The organism is Rhizobium sp. Leaf262 (genome assembly GCF_001422245.1).
Classification (GTDB): domain Bacteria; phylum Pseudomonadota; class Alphaproteobacteria; order Rhizobiales; family Rhizobiaceae; genus Agrobacterium.
Genome location: NZ_LMMM01000018.1, coordinates 381,046 through 398,532, shown reverse-complemented (window position 1 = coordinate 398,532; position 17,487 = coordinate 381,046). Strand labels below are relative to the sequence as shown.

Below are 17,487 nucleotides of genomic sequence, written 5' to 3'. Positions count from 1 at the left end.
CTTATGATGGACGGCCGATGCCGGCATAGGTGAAGCCGTGGGCCGTGACCTCATCTGGGCGATAGATATTGCGCAGATCCACCAGAACGGGTGAGGCCATGATGGATTTGAGGCGCTCGAGATCGAGCGCGCGGAACTGATTCCATTCGGTCACGATCACAACCGCATCCGCACCTTGCGCCGCCTCATAGGGCCCGGCCGCATATTCGATGCCTTTCATCAGTGGGCGCGCATTGACCATGCCTTCAGGATCGTAGCCCGTGACCTTTGCGCCCGCATCCTGCAAGGTCTGGACGACGGCAATGGCCGGGCTGTCGCGCATATCGTCAGTGTTTGGCTTGAAGGTGAGGCCCAGCACGGCGATTTTCTTGCCTCTGATGTCGCCGCCCACGGCAGCGATGACCTTGCGGCCCATGGCGCGCTTGCGGTTGTCGTTGACGGCAATGGTCGTTTCGATCAGGCGAACCGGGCTGTCGTAATCCTGCGCGGTCTTGGCCAGTGCCAGCGTATCCTTGGGAAAGCATGACCCACCATAACCGGGACCTGCATGCAGGAACTTGGCACCGATGCGGCCGTCGAGGCCGATGCCACGCGACACATCCTGAATATCGCCACCGACTTTTTCGCACAGATCAGCCATTTCGTTGATGAAGGTGATCTTCATGGCAAGGAAGGCGTTGGCGGCGTATTTGATCAGCTCGGATGTGCGGCGCGTGGTGAACAGCAGCGGCGACTGGTTGAGGTAGAGTGGGCGATAGACTTCCGTCATCACCGGCCGCGCGCGTTCGTCGGACAGGCCGACGACGATGCGGTCCGGGCGCTTGAAGTCATCGATGGCAGCACCTTCGCGCAGGAATTCCGGGTTGGAGACCACGGCGATATCGGCGCTCGGGTTTTCCTCGCGAATGATGCGTTCCACTTCGTCACCCGTGCCGACTGGAACCGTGGACTTGGTGACGATGACGGTAAAGCCGGTCACGGCTGCGGCAATTTCCTTCGCGGCGGCATAGACGTAGCCGAGATCGGCATGGCCATCGCCACGGCGCGATGGTGTTCCGACGGCGATGAAGACGACGTCGGCATCGGCAACCGCGCTCTTGAGATCGGTGGTGAAGCTGAGGCGACCAGCCTTGGCGTTGCTGGCAACGATGACATCCAGACCCGGTTCGAAAATCGGGATCTGGCCGTTTTTCAGCGCCTCGATCTTTTCCGGCATTTTATCGACACAGATGACGTCATGGCCGAAATCGGCAAAACAGGCACCTGAAACCAGCCCGACATAACCAGAGCCAATCATTACAATACGCATCGAAAAACCTTTCGGGATCAAGGCGGACGATCGCTCGCCAGCCGCATTTGCGCGTCAAAACAGCATTTTGAGTAGCTGTTTATCCGCCTTCGCTGCCGGGGCCAAGCGGAGAGCCGGTTTTCAACGGACGATTTCAAGAAATTGTTGTAAATGACACTGACACGAAGGCACCACAGGGCTTGTTAAGCGTTGACTAAACATGTCTTCTGCTGCTTTCCAAGGGAAAACCGGCGTCCATGATCCAGCAATCCAGCCTTTCTGAAATTTCGCTTTGGCTCTCTAAGCAGGGCTATGAAGGGGTTGCCGAAGAAGCCTTGTTGTCGGGCTTTTGCGAGCGCTGCAACGCGGCGGGCATCAGCATTTCCTCGGCACTGATCCTGATGGATACGCTGCATCCCGATTTCGAGGGCCATGCCTTTCGGTGGGACAGCCATGATGCGTTCGAATCCTCCAGCGTCTATGATTTCACCGATGATGGAACGGCGCGTGAAGCCTGGGAAAGCTCGGTCTTCTTCCGTCTCATCCAGGACGATGCGCATGAGGCGCGACATCGGTTTTATCTGGGCGAAGAGGTGAGCTTTCCCAAGTTGCTGGAACTGCGCGACGCCGGACACACCGATTATCTGGCCACGATCCATCGTTTCACCGACCATGGCAGCATCGGCGAGATGAACGCTTTTTATTCGCAGTGGCTGACGCGCCACCCGGAAGGCTTCCACGACGACGAATTGGCGGCGTTGCGCCTGCTGCTGCCGACCCTCGCACTTGCCTTCAAGGCCGCCTGCTGCATGCGTATCATCGGTACGATCAGCGATGTCTATCTGGGCCGCGATGCGGGCCGCAAGGTCATGAGTGGAACGATCACCCGTGGCGAGGTCGAGAGGATCGATGCAGTCCTGTGGTTCTCCGACTTGCGGGATTTTACCGGCATTTCCGACCGGGCCGAACCGGACCAGATCATTCCGTTCCTCAACGACTATGCGGGTCTGGTCATTGATGCCATTCACGCCCATGGCGGCAGTGTGCTGAAGCTGATCGGGGACGGGGTGCTGGCGATTTTCCGCGATGGCGATCAGCAATCGGGATGTGCTGCCGCATTGGCATCGGAAATCACCATGCGAACCAACCTCACGGTTCTCAACCATCGACGTCGCATGGAAGGACTGCCGACGACCGATGTCTATCTCGGCCTGCATGTGGGTGAGGTCTTCTACGGCAATATCGGTAGCCGCAACCGGCTGGATTTCACCGTGGTGGGTCCGGCGGTCAATATGGTCAGCCGCATCAGCGGCCTGTGCGCCTCGGTGGACCGGGATACGGTCATGTCGCGTGAGTTCATGGCGGGTTGCCCGGAAGAGATGCGTGGCCTGATGGTATCCATCGGACGCTTCGCGCTTCGCGGTTTTGCACGGGCACATGAGCTTTTCACCATCGACCCGGAAATCTGCTGACGCCCGAGTGTTCCCAAAAACAAAAGGGGACGATTTTTGTGCTTTCATGCCTTGTCTATGGGCGATGTGAGGTGTAGCCAGAAATGGGGGCTATCGTCACATCACCGTCAACAGCGCATTGATTCGATGCGAGGCGGTGGCCTGTTCTCTGCCGGGATCGGTTGCCATGCAAAAAGGTTTTCTACTGGGGTTGCTCGCCTATGCCAGCTTTTCCTGTGGAGACGCCACCATCAAGTCGTTGGGATCACAGGTCAGCGTCTTCGAGATCGGCTTTTTCAGCATTCTGTCCTCCGCATCGCTTATTTTCTTTCTGAAGCCGAAGGAAGAGCGCTGGCGGCATTTCTGGCGCATGAGCAGGCCGTGGGCTGTGCATGGGCGTGCGATTTCCGGCCTGTTTGCAGGAATTCTCGGCATCTATGCCTTTACCAGCGTGCCATTGGCTGAGGCCTATGCGCTGATTTTCCTGTCACCGCTTTTCGTCACGATTCTGTCGGCGCTGGTGCTAAAGGAAGATATCGGGCTGTGGCGCTGGTCTGCGGTCATGGCTGGCATTGTCGGCGTGCTCCTGGTGGTGCGTCCCGGCTTCAAGACGCTGGAACTCGGGCATTTCGCGGCGCTCTGCGTGGCCTTTCTGGCGGGGCTGACCATCGTTCTTTTGCGCTCGCTGGCCGGGCGGGAAAAGCGCACGTCGATCATGGGCGTGCTCATCCTGTATGGTCTGACCTTCAACGGTATCTTGATGATACCGGAATTTCAGGTGCCGACGCTGAACCAGATCGGCGCTTTCATCGTCATCGGCATGTGCACGGCTGTCGGCCAGATAACCTTGCTGACGGCAACGAAAATTGCGCCTGCCAGCCAGATCGCACCATCTCACTATTCGCAAATCCTATGGGCGGTCGCCATCGGCGCGTCCTTCTTCGGGGAGTACCCGGATACGCTGGCGATCTCCGGTCTGGTCGTCATTGCGTCAGCGGGGTTGTTGACGATGATGCGCGAGAAAATCCGTCTGGGATTCGTGCGCTGGAATCCGTTTTTCCGCAATCGTCTATAGCGGCGTTCCCACCTGTTCCAAAAGCCAGTGTTGAAACGCCCGGGCCAGCGCATTGTCCTGACGTCCCTCGGGTAGGGCGATATAATAGCTGTTTTCGGTTTGCAGTGGCACATCGAAGACGACGCTCAGCAGGCCTGATGCCAACTCCGGCTCGATGAGATATTTCGGTAGAAGTGCAAATCCCAAGCCGCTGATCGCGGCCTCGATGAGCATGGAAAACTGGTCGAAGCGGCTGCCCCGATAGGCCTGATCGGATGCGAGGCCGTTCATCTCGAACCATTCCGTCCATAGTTTCGGGCGGGTGCTGACATGCAGAAGAGGGCCTTCCAGCATATAGGCGTGTTGCCGGGCGGGCATCCTGTCCAGAAGGGTAGGGCTTGCGACCGGAACGATGACTTCGTTGCACAGAAAGGTGCAGGTGCCATGCGCCCAGACCGGTTGGCCGTAATGGATGGCGATATCGAAGCCTTCCTCATCGAAGTCGAAAGGCTGTGAGCGGGAACCAACGGTCAGAACCGTGTCCGGTCGGGCGGCCATGAATTTGTGGAGGCGAGGGGTCAGCCAGCGGCTGCCGAAGGTCGGCAAGGTGGCAACGGCAAGAGATGTGCTGGAGGCTCCGGCAGTGACCGCACGCACCATCAACTGTTCCGATTGCTGCAGCAACCTCTGCACATCCGGCAGGAATTTGCGGCCTGCATCTGAGAGCACGACGCGGCGACGAATGCGCTCGAACAGCAACATGCCGGTCTGCGCTTCCAGATCGCTGATCTGGCGGCTGACGGCACTCTGTGTCAGGTTCAGCTCTTCGGCGGCGCGCGTGAAATTGCCATGCCGTGCAGCGCATTCGAAGGCCTGCAAGGTGACGATATCGGGAACCAATCGTCTGCGTGTGTCCATTCCAGTCTCGCATCAACAGAACCGCTTTCCTCATTTGAAAACGATGCTTGAACCCGTATATGATCAGGAAAGAGAATGAAACGGGTATTGCCCCCCGTCAATATCCAGCTTTCAAGAACCAAGGAGCCACTGTCATGAGCCAAACCACAACCAAGGTCGATGTTGTCAAGGAAGCCGCAGCGCTTTTGGCCAAGATGGGCGTTTCCCCTGAACTCTATCAGGGTGGCGACATGGCCTCGTTCAGCCCCGTCAGCGGCGAAGAAATTGCGCGTCTGAAAACGGTTTCTGCCGGTGATGTGGCTGCTATTGTCGAGACGGCAGATGCGGCGTTCAAGGCATGGCGTCTGGTGCCAGCGCCCAAGCGCGGCGAACTGGTGCGTCTGCTGGGCGAAGAACTGCGCGCCTCAAAGGATGACCTTGGTCGTCTCGTGTCGCTCGAAGCCGGTAAGATCCCGTCCGAAGGTCTGGGTGAAGTGCAGGAAATGATCGACATCTGCGATTTCGCCGTCGGTCTCTCCCGCCAGCTCTACGGTCTGACGATTGCCACCGAGCGCCCCGGCCACCGCATGATGGAGACCTGGCATCCCCTGGGTGTCGTCGGCGTTATCTCCGCCTTCAACTTCCCCGTTGCCGTCTGGGCATGGAATGCGGCACTGGCCATCGTCTGCGGCAACTCGGTCGTGTGGAAGCCATCGGAAAAGACACCGCTGACGGCGCTTGCCGTGCAGGGCATTTTCGAGCGCGCCGTTGCCCGCTTTGGCGATGCGCCTGGAGGTCTTAGCCAGCTTATCATCGGTGATCGCACCGTTGGCGAAGCGCTGGTCGATCATCCTAAGGTGCCGCTCGTCTCTGCCACAGGCTCCACCCGCATGGGCCGCGATGTCGGCCCGCGCCTTGCCAAGCGTTTTGCTCGCGCGATTCTGGAACTTGGCGGCAACAATGCCGGTATCGTCTGCCCCTCTGCCGATCTCGATATGGCTCTGCGCGCCATCGCCTTCGGTGCCATGGGCACTGCCGGTCAGCGCTGCACCACGCTTCGCCGCCTCTTCGTGCATGACAGCGTCTATGATCAGCTCGTTCCGCGTCTGAAGAAGGCCTATGCGTCTGTCTCTATCGGCAACCCGCTGGAAACCTTCGCACTCGTCGGCCCACTGGTCGACAAGGCTGCGTTCGACGGCATGCAAAAGGCGCTGGAAGAAGCCAAGACCCATGGCGGTGTCGTCGCCGGTGGCGAGCGTGTTGCCGAGGCTGGCAAGGACACGGCCTATTACGTGAAGCCAGCGCTGGTCGAAATGCCAAAGCAGGTCGGCCCTGTTCTGGAAGAAACCTTCGCGCCTATCCTTTACGTGATGAAATACAGCGATTTCGATCAGGCCGTGAGCGATCATAATGCCGTTGCGGCGGGCCTTTCCTCCTCTATCTTTACCCGCGATCTGCAGGAAGCCGAGCGTTTTCTGGCAGCTGATGGTTCCGATTGCGGCATCGCCAATGTCAACATCGGCACATCGGGTGCGGAAATCGGTGGTGCCTTTGGTGGCGAGAAGGAAACCGGTGGCGGTCGCGAATCCGGTTCTGATGCTTGGAAGGCCTATATGCGCCGCGCCACCAATACGGTGAACTATTCCAAGGCGCTGCCGCTTGCGCAGGGCGTGACCTTCGATATCGAGTAATCGGAAAAAGATCGGCTGGCGAGCATGCCTCGCCAGCCGATCTTGTTTAGCCGATGGACATCAGGCTGGCATTGCCGCCCGCTGCCGTCGTGTTTACGCTGACGGAAACTTCTTCCAGCAGCCAGTTCAGATTGTAGGGCTGCTCGGTTCCCTGCAACGCCTCGGTTGTTGCGGCCTGAACCAGAACGAGCGGGCCGGGAAGCTCGGCAATCCGGGCATTCATCTGCCGTACCCTCTCAGCATCACCTTCCACAAGCGCACCGGCAAAGGGGCCGGATTTCGCCCAATCATCCGACCATGCGATGTGGGCTGCAACACTGGATGGCAGGCCGTTCAGTTCCGTTTCCAGACCGGTTTGCTTGTCGATTGCGATCGTGTTGCCGGTTGCAAGTGCCGCCGCCAGTTGGCGGAACAGCCCCCGCACCGTCAGTGGGGCCAGAAGAACATGGCCGCGTGGATGCAGGGCGTAAAGATTACGCTCGCCCACCGGGCCCGGAAGCTCCGTTTCGAAACCGAGGCCGGAGAGTTTGGCGGATGTACGGGCGGTTTCCGCCGCAGCCGTCTCGCCTTTCGCCTCCAGCCAGTTGGCGAAATCGGTGATGGACGTATCGTTTTGCTGACCCTTGCGCTCGACAGTGGGCGCAGTCTTCGTCAGGCGACCGAGGTAGAGAGGACCGCCAGCCTTCGGGCCGGTGCCGGACAGGCCGCGTCCACCGAACGGCTGGACGCCGACGACGGCTCCGATGATGTTGCGATTGACATAGAGATTGCCCGCTTTAACACGCGACAGCACATGGGCAATCGTCGTGTCGAGGCGCGTATGCAGGCCGAAGGTCAGGCCGTAGCCGGTGGCATTGATGTCGTCGATCAGACGATCAAGCTTCTCACGCTTGAAGCGGATGACATGCAGAACGGGGCCGAAGACTTCGCGTTTGAGATCGGACAGTGACGTCAACTCGATGATGGTCGGCGGCACGAAGGTTCCCTTGTCGGTCTCACCTGCCAGCCTGATCTGCTCGATACGGTTGCCTGACGCCCGCATGGATTCGATGTGCTTTTCGATGTTGTCTTTGGCTTCCAGCGTTATGACCGGGCCGACATCCACCGACAGGCGATCCGTTCTGCCGATGCGCAATTCATGCAGCGCGCCCTTCAGCATGGTCAGTGTCCGCTCAGCCACGTCGTCCTGAAGGCAGAGAACGCGCAATGCCGAGCAGCGCTGACCGGCGCTGTCGAAAGCGGATGCGATGACATCGGCTACGACCTGTTCGGCCAGCGCCGAGGAATCCACGATCATGGCGTTCTGACCACCGGTTTCGGCAATCAGCGGAATGGGCTGGCCTTCGCTCGAGACACGCGCCGTTAGCTGTTTCTGAATGAGGCGAGCGACCTCGTTTGAGCCGGTGAACATCACGCCTGCTGTTTGCGGAGCACCCACCAGCAGCGCGCCGGTTTTGCCATCGCCCGGCAGAAGCTGCACGGCATCGTCAGGGACGCCAGCGGCATGCAATAGCCGAATGCCTTCTGCGGCAATCAGCGGTGTTTCCTCGGCAGGCTTGGCCAGTACCGGGTTACCTGCAACCAGCGCTGCGGTGACTTGCCCGATGAAGATCGCCAGCGGGAAATTCCATGGGCTTATGCAGACGACCGGGCCAAGCGCCTGTTGCTGCGGGCCGAAGGTGTTGCGGGCCTCGGCGGCGTAATAGCGCAGGAAATCGATGGCTTCGCGCACTTCGGCAATGGCGTTGGGCGCCGACTTCCCGGCTTCGCGCATGATGAGACCGAGGAGCGTCGGCAACTTTGCCTGCATCAGATCGGCTGCCTTTTCGAGGCATGCCGCGCGCTCTTCCATGCTGGTCTGCGGCCATGCGGATCCGGCGGCTGCTTCGAGTGCCTTCGTCACATCGTCTTCGGTTGGTTCGGTAACGAAGCCGACGATATCATCGAGGTCGCCGGGGTTGAGAACAGGGCGCGTTGAGCCTGTGGCAATGGACGATGCGGCTTTCCATTCCGTCTCGACGCTGGCGGACAGCGCCTCGCTGAGTGCGGCGAGGGTGTCTTCATTGGCGAGATCGAGGCCGGAGGAGTTCACGCGTGCGCCGTAGAGGTTGGCGGGCTTGGAAATCTTGTCGTGCTGCGCACCGGGTACAGACATGGATTTGACCACGGCGACCGGGTCTTCCAGCATGGAGTCGATGGCGACATTGGGGTCGGCGATGCGGTTGACGAAGGAGGAGTTCGCGCCGTTTTCCAACAGGCGGCGCACGAGATAGGCAAGCAGCGTTTCATGCGTTCCCACCGGCGCGTAGAAACGGCAGGGGCGGTCAAGGTTTTGTCTGCCGACAACCTCGCTGTAGAGCGGCTCACCCATGCCATGCAGGCATTGGAACTCGTAATCGCCGATTTTGAAATCGGGTCCAGCCAGATGATAGATCGTCGCCAGCGACTGCGCATTGTGCGTCGCAAATTGCGGGAAGATCACGTCGCGGGCGGCAAGAAGTTTGCGTGCGCAAGCGATGTAGGACACATCCGTATGGACCTTGCGGGTGAAGACAGGGAAATCTTCCAGCCCATCCAGCTGCGCGCGCTTGATTTCCGCGTCCCAATAGGCGCCCTTGACGAGACGCACCATGATGCGGCGGTTGGAGCGGCGGGCTAGATCGATGATGTAGTTCAGCACAAAGGGGCAGCGGCGGCTATAGGCCTGCACCACGAAACCCAAGCCCTGCCAATTATCCAGTTCCGGGTCGAGAGCGATGGCTTCCAGCAGATCGAGAGAAAGCTCCAGCCGGTCGGCTTCTTCGGCATCGATGTTGAGGCCGATATCGTAGCGCTTTGCCAGCAGCATCAGGGATTTCACGCGCGGCAAAAGCTCATCCATCACGCGCTGGGCCTGCGCACGGGCGTAACGTGGGTGCAGCGCAGACAGCTTGATGGAAATGCCGGGGCCACCATAAACGCCGCGACCGGCAGAGGCCTTACCGATGGCATGGATCGCCTGCTCATAATCGCGGTAATACCGCTCTGCATCCTTTGCCGTCGTCGCGGCTTCGCCCAGCATGTCATAGGAATATTGAAAGCCTTTCGCTTCCAACGGCTTGGAGCGGTTGATGGCTTCGCCAATCGTCTGGCCGGTGACGAATTGTTCGCCCATCATCCGCATCGCCATATCCACGCCACGGCGGATGACCGGCTCTCCTGCGCGGGAAATGAGCTTGGTCAGCGCAGCCGACAGGCTCTTGTCGTTGACGGTCGAGGTCAGCTTGCCGGTGATGACCAAACCCCATGTGGCGGCATTGACGAACAGCGAACGACCGCCACCGAGATGCGAGCGCCAGTCACCGGTGGCGATCTTGTCGCGGATCAGCGCATCACGGGTGGCAGCGTCGGGAATGCGCAGCAGGGCCTCGGCAAGGCACATCAGCGCCACGCCTTCCTGACTGGAGAGGGAATATTCCTGCACTAATCCCTCGACGCCGGTGCCTTTCGCCTTGGAGCGAAGAGCATGCACTAGCTTGCGGGCTGTGATGCGGATCGTGTCTGCCTGCTCAGGCGAGACGGTCGCCACCTCCAGAAGGGGCGCGATGCAGTCAGGCTCGGCACGGCGATAGGCAGCAGTGATAGCTTGGCGAAGCGGGCTTTGCGGTCGCACCGGTGGAGCGAATTGCGCGAAAATCTCGCCGGTCTCATTGGTCTGCATTGTGTTTATCGTTGCTGCGTGTTCCGCCATCGGCCCGGCCCCTGGATATCTGTTTCGAGCGCGCGTTCTCGTCGCTCTTTTTCAGCGCCCAGAATATCATTGCCGGTGAAATTGCTATGGCCTTATTTTAGCGATATATACGGTCAAAATAACTTATAATGAGCTACATAAAAGGCAAAATGGATGGCAAAACCATCAGAAACAGGCGATCTGGATCACTTCGATCTGAAGATACTGGAAGCGATGAGCGAGGATGGGCGCATGTCCATTCTGCAACTCTCCAAGCAGGTCGGTCTTTCCAAGACACCGTGCCAGACGCGTTTGAAGCGTTTGGTGGACGAGGGTTATATTCTTGGCTTCCGCGCCATGCTCAATCCCGCCAAACTGGGCCTCGAGCATATTGCGTTCACAGAAGTCAAACTTTCCGACACGCGGGAAAAAGCGCTGGAAGATTTCAACACCGCTGTTCGCAAGATCAAGGAAGTGGAAGAGTGCCACATGATCGCCGGTGCCTTCGACTATCTGCTCAAGGTACGCACCACCAATATCCGCAAATACAGGCAGGTGCTGGGCGAGAAAATTTCCAGCCTGCCAAGCGTGGCCAACACATCGACATTCGTCGTGATGCAGTCGGTCAAGGACGTCGGAATATAAAACGGCGCGACTTGAAAAGTCGCGCCGTTTAAAACTTCAAATCTGATCGTGTTACCGGATGGCAGCGGCGGCTGTCACGGCCGTCATCTGTGCATCAGGACCGAATTCATTCTCGTCCTCGATACCCAGAAGCTCCTGAAGGCGAAGACGGGCACGGCTGACGCGGCTCTTGATGGTGCCGACAGGGCATCCGCAAATCTCTGCGGCTTCCTCATAGGCAAAACCTGATGCGCCGATCAGCAGAATCGCTTCGCGCTGATCTTCCGGCAACTTCGCCAGAGCCTGCCTGAAGTCCTGAAGGTCGACCGAGCCATGCTGTTCGGGCGGCACGGAAAGCCGAGATGTGTATGCGCCATCCGTATCCTGAACTTCACGGCCCGATTTTCTGATCTGGCTGTAAAATTCATTTCGCAGGATCGTCACCAGCCATGCCCGCATATTCGTGCCGGGCTGATAGCTTTCCTGTTTCGCCCAAGCCTTCATGATCGTATCCTGCACGAGGTCATCGGCACGGTCACGGGATCTGATCAGGGATATGGCGAATGCGCGAAGATTTGGCAAAGCGGCCAGCATTTCACGCTTGAAATTGTACTCGTTCTTGCTCGGTTCTGTGGCCATTATCGCCTCGAAGCTTTTGCGTTGTTTTCAGCTTCGTCGAGCTTTTCGAGGAGATCGAGGAACTTGTCAGGGATGCCCTCGTCCTGAACTGCATCGTATAATTCTCGTAATTTTCGCGAGATGACGGCTCTGCCCGAGTCCGGGACAGTCGGAGACGACCCCTTGTCAGACGGATCCTGATCCGATTGAAACATATTCATGATTTCCGGTATTCCTTTGGTGACCTCGGTATCAATGCCTAAACAAAAAAATTGTTCCAGCCCGCCGGAACTTTTTTTTGAGTACCACGTTTTTTCGTTTAGGTTTGCGTTGCAGGCCGCATGAACAGGGGAGAATTCCATGTCAGTTTCTACACGCATTGCACCGCATCTGCCATATCTGCGCAGATTCGCGCGTGCTGTTTGCGGTTCGCAATCCACTGGTGACGCTTACGTTGCGGCCAGCCTCGAAGCCCTCATCGCCGATGTCAGCATTTTCCCGCAGACCAGCAGTGACCGGGTTTCGCTTTACCAATTGTTTGTTTCGATCTTTAGTTCCGTCACGATCAACATCAAGAGTGATGAAAACCTGACGGGCTGGGAAAAGCGTGCGTCCGCCAATCTCTCGGCTGTGCCCGCCGTACCCCGCCAGGCCTTCCTGCTGACAACGGTCGAAGAGTTCTCCCTGTCGGAAGTTGCTGAAATTCTGCGCGTTCCCGAGCCTCAGGTCGGCAAACTGATCGACGAAGCCGCATCTGAAATTGCACGTCAGGTCGCAACCGATATTATGATTATCGAGGACGAGCCTCTGATCGCCATGGATATCGAGCAGATGGTGACGGACCTCGGTCACAATGTCACGGGCATCGCACGCACGCACAAGGAAGCACTGGAGCTTTTCCATCGTACGCAGCCCAAGATGATTCTTGCGGACATCCAGTTGGCAGATGGCAGTTCCGGGCTCGAAGCGATGAAGGAGATCCTTCAGATGACGACGCTTCCAGTTATCTTCATCACTGCTTTCCCGGAACGTCTTCTCACCGGTGAACGCCCTGAACCGACATTCCTTGTGACCAAGCCTTTCAATCCGGATATGGTCAAGGCGCTCATCAGCCAGGCGCTGTTCTTCAATGAAAGTTCACGCGTCGCAGCATAACCGACATCGTAGATAGAAGAATTTGGAACTCGGGTTGTGGCCCGGCGTTCAGGGCTGCATGTTTTTTCAAGCAGCGCGACCATGATCGCCGTTACCCGTTAGGAGACCATATTGCATCGGCTGGCGTGGCATAATGCGGGGCGAGATGAGGGAGATCTTCACGATTCACTCGTGTTAGCTCTGCTCGATTCCGACGAGACGGTCATGCTGCAGGACCGCGACAAAGAGTATATCTTTATTGCCAACCTGCCCGATGTCTGGAGCTTGCCCGGCGAAACCGGCGAGGACCCGACAGATCTGTCCATGTTCGGAAAGGACCTTGCCGTCCGTCTTTCGGAACTCAAGAAAGACCTGACATCCGCAGGCAGCCGCGGAATGCTGGAAGTGAGCGCAGGCAAGGATCGCGTTTTCCAGTTTCACGTCTACTCCACCGTGAACATGTCAGGGCAGCGCGTTCTCAAGACGACGATCCGGGAAATTACTGTCGAAAGACGACGCGAGCAGCTTTTGCGATCCCTGCTTCGCGAGGTCAGCCATCGGTCCAAAAACCTGCTGGCAATCATACAAAGTCTTTCGGCGCAGACCGCGCGCTTTAGCTTCACGAAGGAAGACTTCCTGCGCAAATTCCGTGGGCGGCTGCATGCCCTGGCGCAATCGCAGGACTTGATCACTGACTCGGATTGGCGCGGCGCGGAGATCTTTGACTTGCTCAAGCAGCAGGCTGATCTCTATCTGCCGGAATATCCTCATCTGATACAGATGCGGGGCGAAAATCTCCTGCTCAATCCTAATGGCGCGCTTTATGTCGGCCTGGCGTTTCACGAACTCGTCGTGAACACGGTCAGCCACGGCGGAAACCTCTCAAGACATCTGCCGCTCACGTTAGATTGTCGCAAGGACGGTGAGTTTTTCGAAGTCCGCTGGTCGGAACCTCTGGGCGGAAGTGGCGCGGCCTTGTCCACGGGCGATGCTGACAAAAGAAGCCATTTCGGCAGCGTCGTTCTTGAAAAGGTCGTACCTGCTGCACTCGGTGGCGAAGCCAGATATGTGGTCTCTTCCGACACCATCGATTATTTCCTGAGATTCCCCGCACCGCTCCCAACCTGATCCGGGTTGGGCGGAAGCCTTGCGTGATTGCGGTATTTGCTGCCTCACGCTTTGGTCGGCTCATCGTAAAACAAAAAAAGCACGGCTCCGTAGAGCCGTGCTATTCAGGGCAGGTTTTCAGGGGCAAAACCTGCATGCGCCAAGCCTCAGGCGGGGACGGGGAGTGGCTTGGCTTGCCATAAAAACGCATGTCCATGTTTTTGGTTCCAGCAGGTTGTAGAATTTTAATCGCTGCCGTTAGGTTTTTTCTGCGCAAGAAAATGATGAGCAGGTGCGACCAATGTCCAGCGGAATCCGGTTTTGGCATACTCTGTTGTAATAACAGCAGAAAATGCACCTTCTGCATGACGTTTCGTGATTGTGGTGCCAAAGCCGCTACGGGTCGGCTTGACCGCAGGCGGGCCGCCAACCTCGTTCCAGTCTATCGTCAACTGATCGTGATCAGGGCTCGTTTTTCTGCGCCAGGACAAGTCGACATGGGCAGTGGGTACAGACAGCGCGCCGTATTTGATGGAATTGGTGGCAAGTTCATGGATGATGAGACCGAAATTCTGGACGGCCTCCGGCGATAGCAGGAAATCATCACCGTCGAGTTTCACCTGTTCACCCACTTTGCCGAAGACGTGAAGATGTGTCTCGACGAGCTTGCGCATTGGCAACCCTTGCCATTGCACCTCCGATAGGGCGCTGATCGACATGCCAAGACCACGAAGCCGGTGATCGACTTCTTTCTGGAAGTCCTCCACGGTCGTATTTTCCCGCGCAAGCTGACGCATCATGGCCTGAACCAGTGTCAGCATGTTCTTGGAGCGATGAACCAGTTCGTGCAGGATGAGATGTGTTCTGTCCTCTGCCTGGCTCCGGTCGAAGGACGCGTTAGAGAGCGCAATCGCCACCTGATTGGCTTCCTTGATCTTGGTATCGATGGGCGCCACGATCTCGCCTTCGCCAATGCGCTTTGCCATCTCTACCAGTTCGCGGATCGAGCCGCGAAGCTGGCGCCCGACCAGATAGGCGCCAGCAATGGCGATGATCAGAAGAGCGAAACTGCCGATCATCATCTTGCGCCAAGTGCTGGCCAATGCCGAATGGCTGTTGTCTGCCGGTCCCCAAATGACAGCTTTCCAGGACCAGCCCGGCAATTGCGAATAGGCATAGATCATGCCGTCGCCGTCTTCGAAGCTTCCGCTGAAGGCCTGCATCTGCTCGGCAGCAGCCGTGTGGCCGAATGCAGTGCCTGCGGCAATCGAGTGCGGGGTGCTGGAGGCGACCACGTGGCTGTCGCCATCAAGTATGGCAATCGTCCAGCCGGAGGGCAGGCCATCGGTCGAGATCAGCCCCATCAGGTCTCGGGCGTTCTGTGTCATGATTAGGGCGTCGCCGGCAGCCGACAGGGCGGGTGGCAATGGCCGCATGACATTGAAGACCCATTGCTTGCTGGTATTGCCGTAAAAAATATTGGAGACGGCAATCCTGCGTGCCGACAGAACGCTATCGAGCTTAATGTCGGACGGTACCTTCGTCAGAGGCTCGCCATAGGCAACGCGGCTGTTCAGACGCTGCTGTCCGTCCGCTGTGGCGATGATGACGTACAGCCCCTGTTTTTGAAGGCTTTCACTCACACGCTTGTGAAAAGCCTCGAGGTCGCCATTTTCGAGTTCGGGAAACTGCGAGAGCAGATTGAGAGAGGTTGCCATTTCCTGCAAACGACGGTCGATGTTTCGGGCAACCGAACGGGCATCCTCTACCGCTTCCCTTTGTAGATCACCTCTTTCATCCGCCTCGAGCTTAAGCATCAGGTAACCGACGAAAATGATCAGCGGCAGCGTGATAACCGTTGTCATAACAACGAGATAGACTCTGATCGGGGCGGTCGGAAAAAAACCTGCCAGTCGTTGTCTCAATCTGGAAATGAAAGTGTTCTGCATTGTTTCGCGGGTTTTCTGGCGGTGGTCAAATCACCGTTGCATCAGGCACAATGGCTGAAGCAGACAGGCTGCGCAATCCCAGAATGTGTCTGATTATTCGTCATTTTTAGCTGTTGAGCCAGAGCTAACATGCCTAAAAAAATAGCGGAACAATTTTCCACCTGCTGCCGTTTGCAAATCAACAGGCTCACAAAGAAACGGTTCAGCCGTCACGAGCAGGTTAGTTAGAGACAACAAGGAAGGTACGAAATGAAAAAGACACTCACCACGATCGCCGCAGCCGCTCTCTTGGGTTCCACAACGTTCGCACCTCTGGCCTTTGCACAGGGCACAACAGAGCCAGCACCAGCAGCCCCAGGCGCCGCAGCACCTGCGACCCCAGCAACCCCGGCAGCGCCTGCGACCCCTGATGCCTCTGCCACGACGACACCCGCAGCCGGTGGTGCATACCTCACCGAGCAGGGTGCAAACCAGATCAGCGCCAATGACTATATTGGCAGTGCCGTCTACACATCGACCGACGAAAGCATCGGCAGCGTGACCAACCTCATTCTTGAGGAAAATGGCGGCATAGTCGCAGCGGTAGTCGGCGTTGGTGGCTTCCTCGGCATCGGTGCCAAGGATGTCGCGGTTCCGATGGACAAGCTGACCGTCACCCGCGACACGCAGAACGGCACTATCCGCCTGACAACTACTGAGACGGCCGATACCCTCAAAGCTGCCCCTGAGTTCGTGACCATGAAGGACAAGGCAAGCGGTAGCGCAACACCTGCCGCCCCTGCTGCAGATGGTACATCGACAACGGCACCTAAGCCGTAATCTCTTCCTGGGAGAGAGGCGCAACAGCATGACGTTGTTGCGGAAACACCGGTCCATGATGGGCCGGTGTTTTTTTATGCCATCAGTGTCTTATACCGAATGGGACCGGGATAAGGGATAGACGATCTTTCCATCCTCCTCCCCACGCGGGAACGCGCCCTCACGGTGTCGTCGTTCCGCTTCTTTGTATCCCGCCGGGCTGATACCGATATACCGCTTGAACATGCGAGAGAAATAATAGGCGTCGCTATAACCCGACTGCTCCGAGGCCTGTTTGACGTGACATCCGCTCGCCAGCAGGCCCATTGCCCGTTCCATCCGCTTGTATTCCTGAAATTTCACCGGCGTCCAGCCTATCTGCCGCTTGAACTCCCGCTTGAAATAGTCGGGGTTGTAGGGCGCGGTCGCCACGACCTGTTCGGCAACCGTGGGGCTGAGAGGGTCCATGGCAATCTGGTTGGCCGCCACCATGATCGCCAGGGACAGCGCATCCGGATTATTGACATTGCCGACCGATTGTTCGCGCCATTCGACAAACGCTTCGTTGGCAAATTCCATCAGAAACACCATCAAAAGGTGATGTTGCATAAGGGTTGTGGAGGAGGGTGGCGCGATGTCGTGATACCGCTGCACCATCGGTTCTAGAATATCCCAGTGGGGTAACGGCACACATCGTCGAAAACATATCTGGGAAATGAAATCCAGCCGCCCGAAGAGGTCGAGCGTGAAATGCTGCGCGATCCCTGTATAGAGTTCGGGCGAGGTGGAGCGACCGATAAAGCGTGTGTTGGCGGGAATGAGCATTGCCGTTCCCGGCGTCATCAGGATGGTTTGTCCTTCGATTTCATAGGCAGCCGTCCCCGTCAGGCAGATCAGGAAATCATGGACGGTATTGGTCTTGTCGATGCTCCAGGTCGGCGAATGCAGCATCTTGATCGTGGAGCGCGTCAACGTCAGAGCAAGAGCATTCACAGGTATCTCTGCGAAAACGTTACCTTCGATTTTGTCCATCTCTTTTCCCAAAAATGTCGATTTCCATCGTGCCACTTCCAAAGTCATATTATCTCTTGAGCCTGAAAAAGAAACAGGCTGGTGAGGAAAACGGGAGGATTTGAGGATTTCGGCGGTTTTGTTGCCTTCAGTGGT

At 57.6% G+C, this 17,487-nt stretch carries 14 protein-coding genes; 7 read left to right on the top strand and 7 right to left on the bottom strand.

Features of this window, described 5'->3' with window-relative positions:
* Position 1: 1 nt before the first annotated feature.
* On the bottom strand, positions 2-1,309 hold the full coding sequence (locus ASF29_RS19325; RefSeq protein WP_062452263.1) for a UDP-glucose/GDP-mannose dehydrogenase family protein: 1,308 nt from the start codon (positions 1,307-1,309) through the stop codon (positions 2-4).
* Between the two features lie 236 nt (positions 1,310-1,545).
* Here ASF29_RS19325 and ASF29_RS19320 point away from each other — a divergent pair, with 236 nt between their 5' ends.
* Entirely contained in the window at positions 1,546-2,760 is a 1,215-nt protein-coding gene (locus ASF29_RS19320; protein WP_062452262.1) for an adenylate/guanylate cyclase domain-containing protein, read from the top strand.
* A 166-nt stretch (positions 2,761-2,926) separates the two neighbouring features.
* Entirely contained in the window at positions 2,927-3,814 is an 888-nt protein-coding gene (locus ASF29_RS19315; RefSeq protein ID WP_062452261.1) for a DMT family transporter, read from the top strand.
* Here the strand turns inward: ASF29_RS19315 and ASF29_RS19310 are convergent.
* Positions 3,809-4,711 carry a LysR family transcriptional regulator gene (locus ASF29_RS19310; protein ID WP_062452260.1) on the bottom strand — a complete coding sequence of 301 codons (903 nt, stop codon included), beginning with the start codon at positions 4,709-4,711 and terminating at the stop codon, positions 3,809-3,811. The genes ASF29_RS19315 and ASF29_RS19310 overlap by 6 nt on opposite strands.
* 134 nt (positions 4,712-4,845) lie before the next feature.
* Between ASF29_RS19310 and ASF29_RS19305 the strand changes: the two genes are divergently transcribed.
* On the top strand, positions 4,846-6,381 hold the full coding sequence (locus ASF29_RS19305; protein ID WP_062452420.1) for an aldehyde dehydrogenase family protein: 1,536 nt from the start codon (positions 4,846-4,848) through the stop codon (positions 6,379-6,381).
* Positions 6,382-6,427: 46 nt separating this feature from the next.
* Here the strand turns inward: ASF29_RS19305 and putA are convergent, their stop codons facing one another.
* Positions 6,428-10,111: a trifunctional transcriptional regulator/proline dehydrogenase/L-glutamate gamma-semialdehyde dehydrogenase gene (gene putA, locus ASF29_RS19300; RefSeq protein WP_062452259.1), complete on the bottom strand. Its 3,684-nt coding sequence runs from the start codon at positions 10,109-10,111 to the stop codon at positions 6,428-6,430.
* Positions 10,112-10,264: 153 nt separating this feature from the next.
* Between putA and ASF29_RS19295 the strand changes: the two genes are divergently transcribed.
* The gene (locus tag ASF29_RS19295; protein WP_062452258.1) at positions 10,265-10,735 is read left to right on the top strand and encodes an Lrp/AsnC ligand binding domain-containing protein; all 471 of its coding nucleotides are present in this window, start codon (positions 10,265-10,267) and stop codon (positions 10,733-10,735) included.
* A 51-nt stretch (positions 10,736-10,786) separates the two neighbouring features.
* Here ASF29_RS19295 and ASF29_RS19290 read toward each other — a convergent pair whose 3' ends face one another.
* Together ASF29_RS19290 and ASF29_RS19285 are read right to left on the bottom strand one after the other, a co-directional pair.
* Positions 10,787-11,353 (bottom strand): sigma-70 family RNA polymerase sigma factor, encoded by a 567-nt coding sequence (locus tag ASF29_RS19290; protein WP_062452257.1) that lies wholly within the window; start codon positions 11,351-11,353, stop codon positions 10,787-10,789.
* Positions 11,353-11,553, bottom strand: a complete 201-nt coding sequence (locus ASF29_RS19285) for a NepR family anti-sigma factor (RefSeq protein ID WP_062452419.1) — start codon at positions 11,551-11,553, stop codon at positions 11,353-11,355. Before ASF29_RS19285 ends, ASF29_RS19290 begins: the two co-directional genes overlap by 1 nt.
* Positions 11,554-11,692: 139 nt before the next feature.
* Between ASF29_RS19285 and ASF29_RS19280 the strand changes: the two genes are divergently transcribed.
* Together ASF29_RS19280 and ASF29_RS19275 are read left to right on the top strand one after the other, a co-directional pair.
* On the top strand, positions 11,693-12,487 hold the full coding sequence (locus tag ASF29_RS19280; protein ID WP_062452256.1) for a response regulator: 795 nt from the start codon (positions 11,693-11,695) through the stop codon (positions 12,485-12,487).
* Positions 12,488-12,598: 111 nt separating this feature from the next.
* A complete protein-coding gene (locus tag ASF29_RS19275; protein WP_062452255.1) occupies positions 12,599-13,594 on the top strand; it encodes a sensor histidine kinase in 996 nt (331 codons plus the stop codon).
* A 224-nt stretch (positions 13,595-13,818) separates the two neighbouring features.
* Here the strand turns inward: ASF29_RS19275 and ASF29_RS19270 are convergent, their stop codons facing one another.
* Positions 13,819-15,522 (bottom strand): sensor histidine kinase, encoded by a 1,704-nt coding sequence (locus ASF29_RS19270; protein WP_062452254.1) that lies wholly within the window; start codon positions 15,520-15,522, stop codon positions 13,819-13,821.
* A 249-nt stretch (positions 15,523-15,771) separates the two neighbouring features.
* On the opposite strand from ASF29_RS19270, the gene ASF29_RS19265 reads away from it, so the two are divergent.
* On the top strand, positions 15,772-16,341 hold the full coding sequence (locus ASF29_RS19265; RefSeq protein ID WP_062452253.1) for a PRC-barrel domain-containing protein: 570 nt from the start codon (positions 15,772-15,774) through the stop codon (positions 16,339-16,341).
* A gap of 90 nt (positions 16,342-16,431) precedes the next feature.
* Here the strand turns inward: ASF29_RS19265 and ASF29_RS19260 are convergent, their stop codons facing one another.
* Entirely contained in the window at positions 16,432-17,352 is a 921-nt protein-coding gene (locus ASF29_RS19260) for an AraC family transcriptional regulator (protein ID WP_062452252.1), read from the bottom strand.
* Positions 17,353-17,487 lie beyond the last annotated feature (135 nt).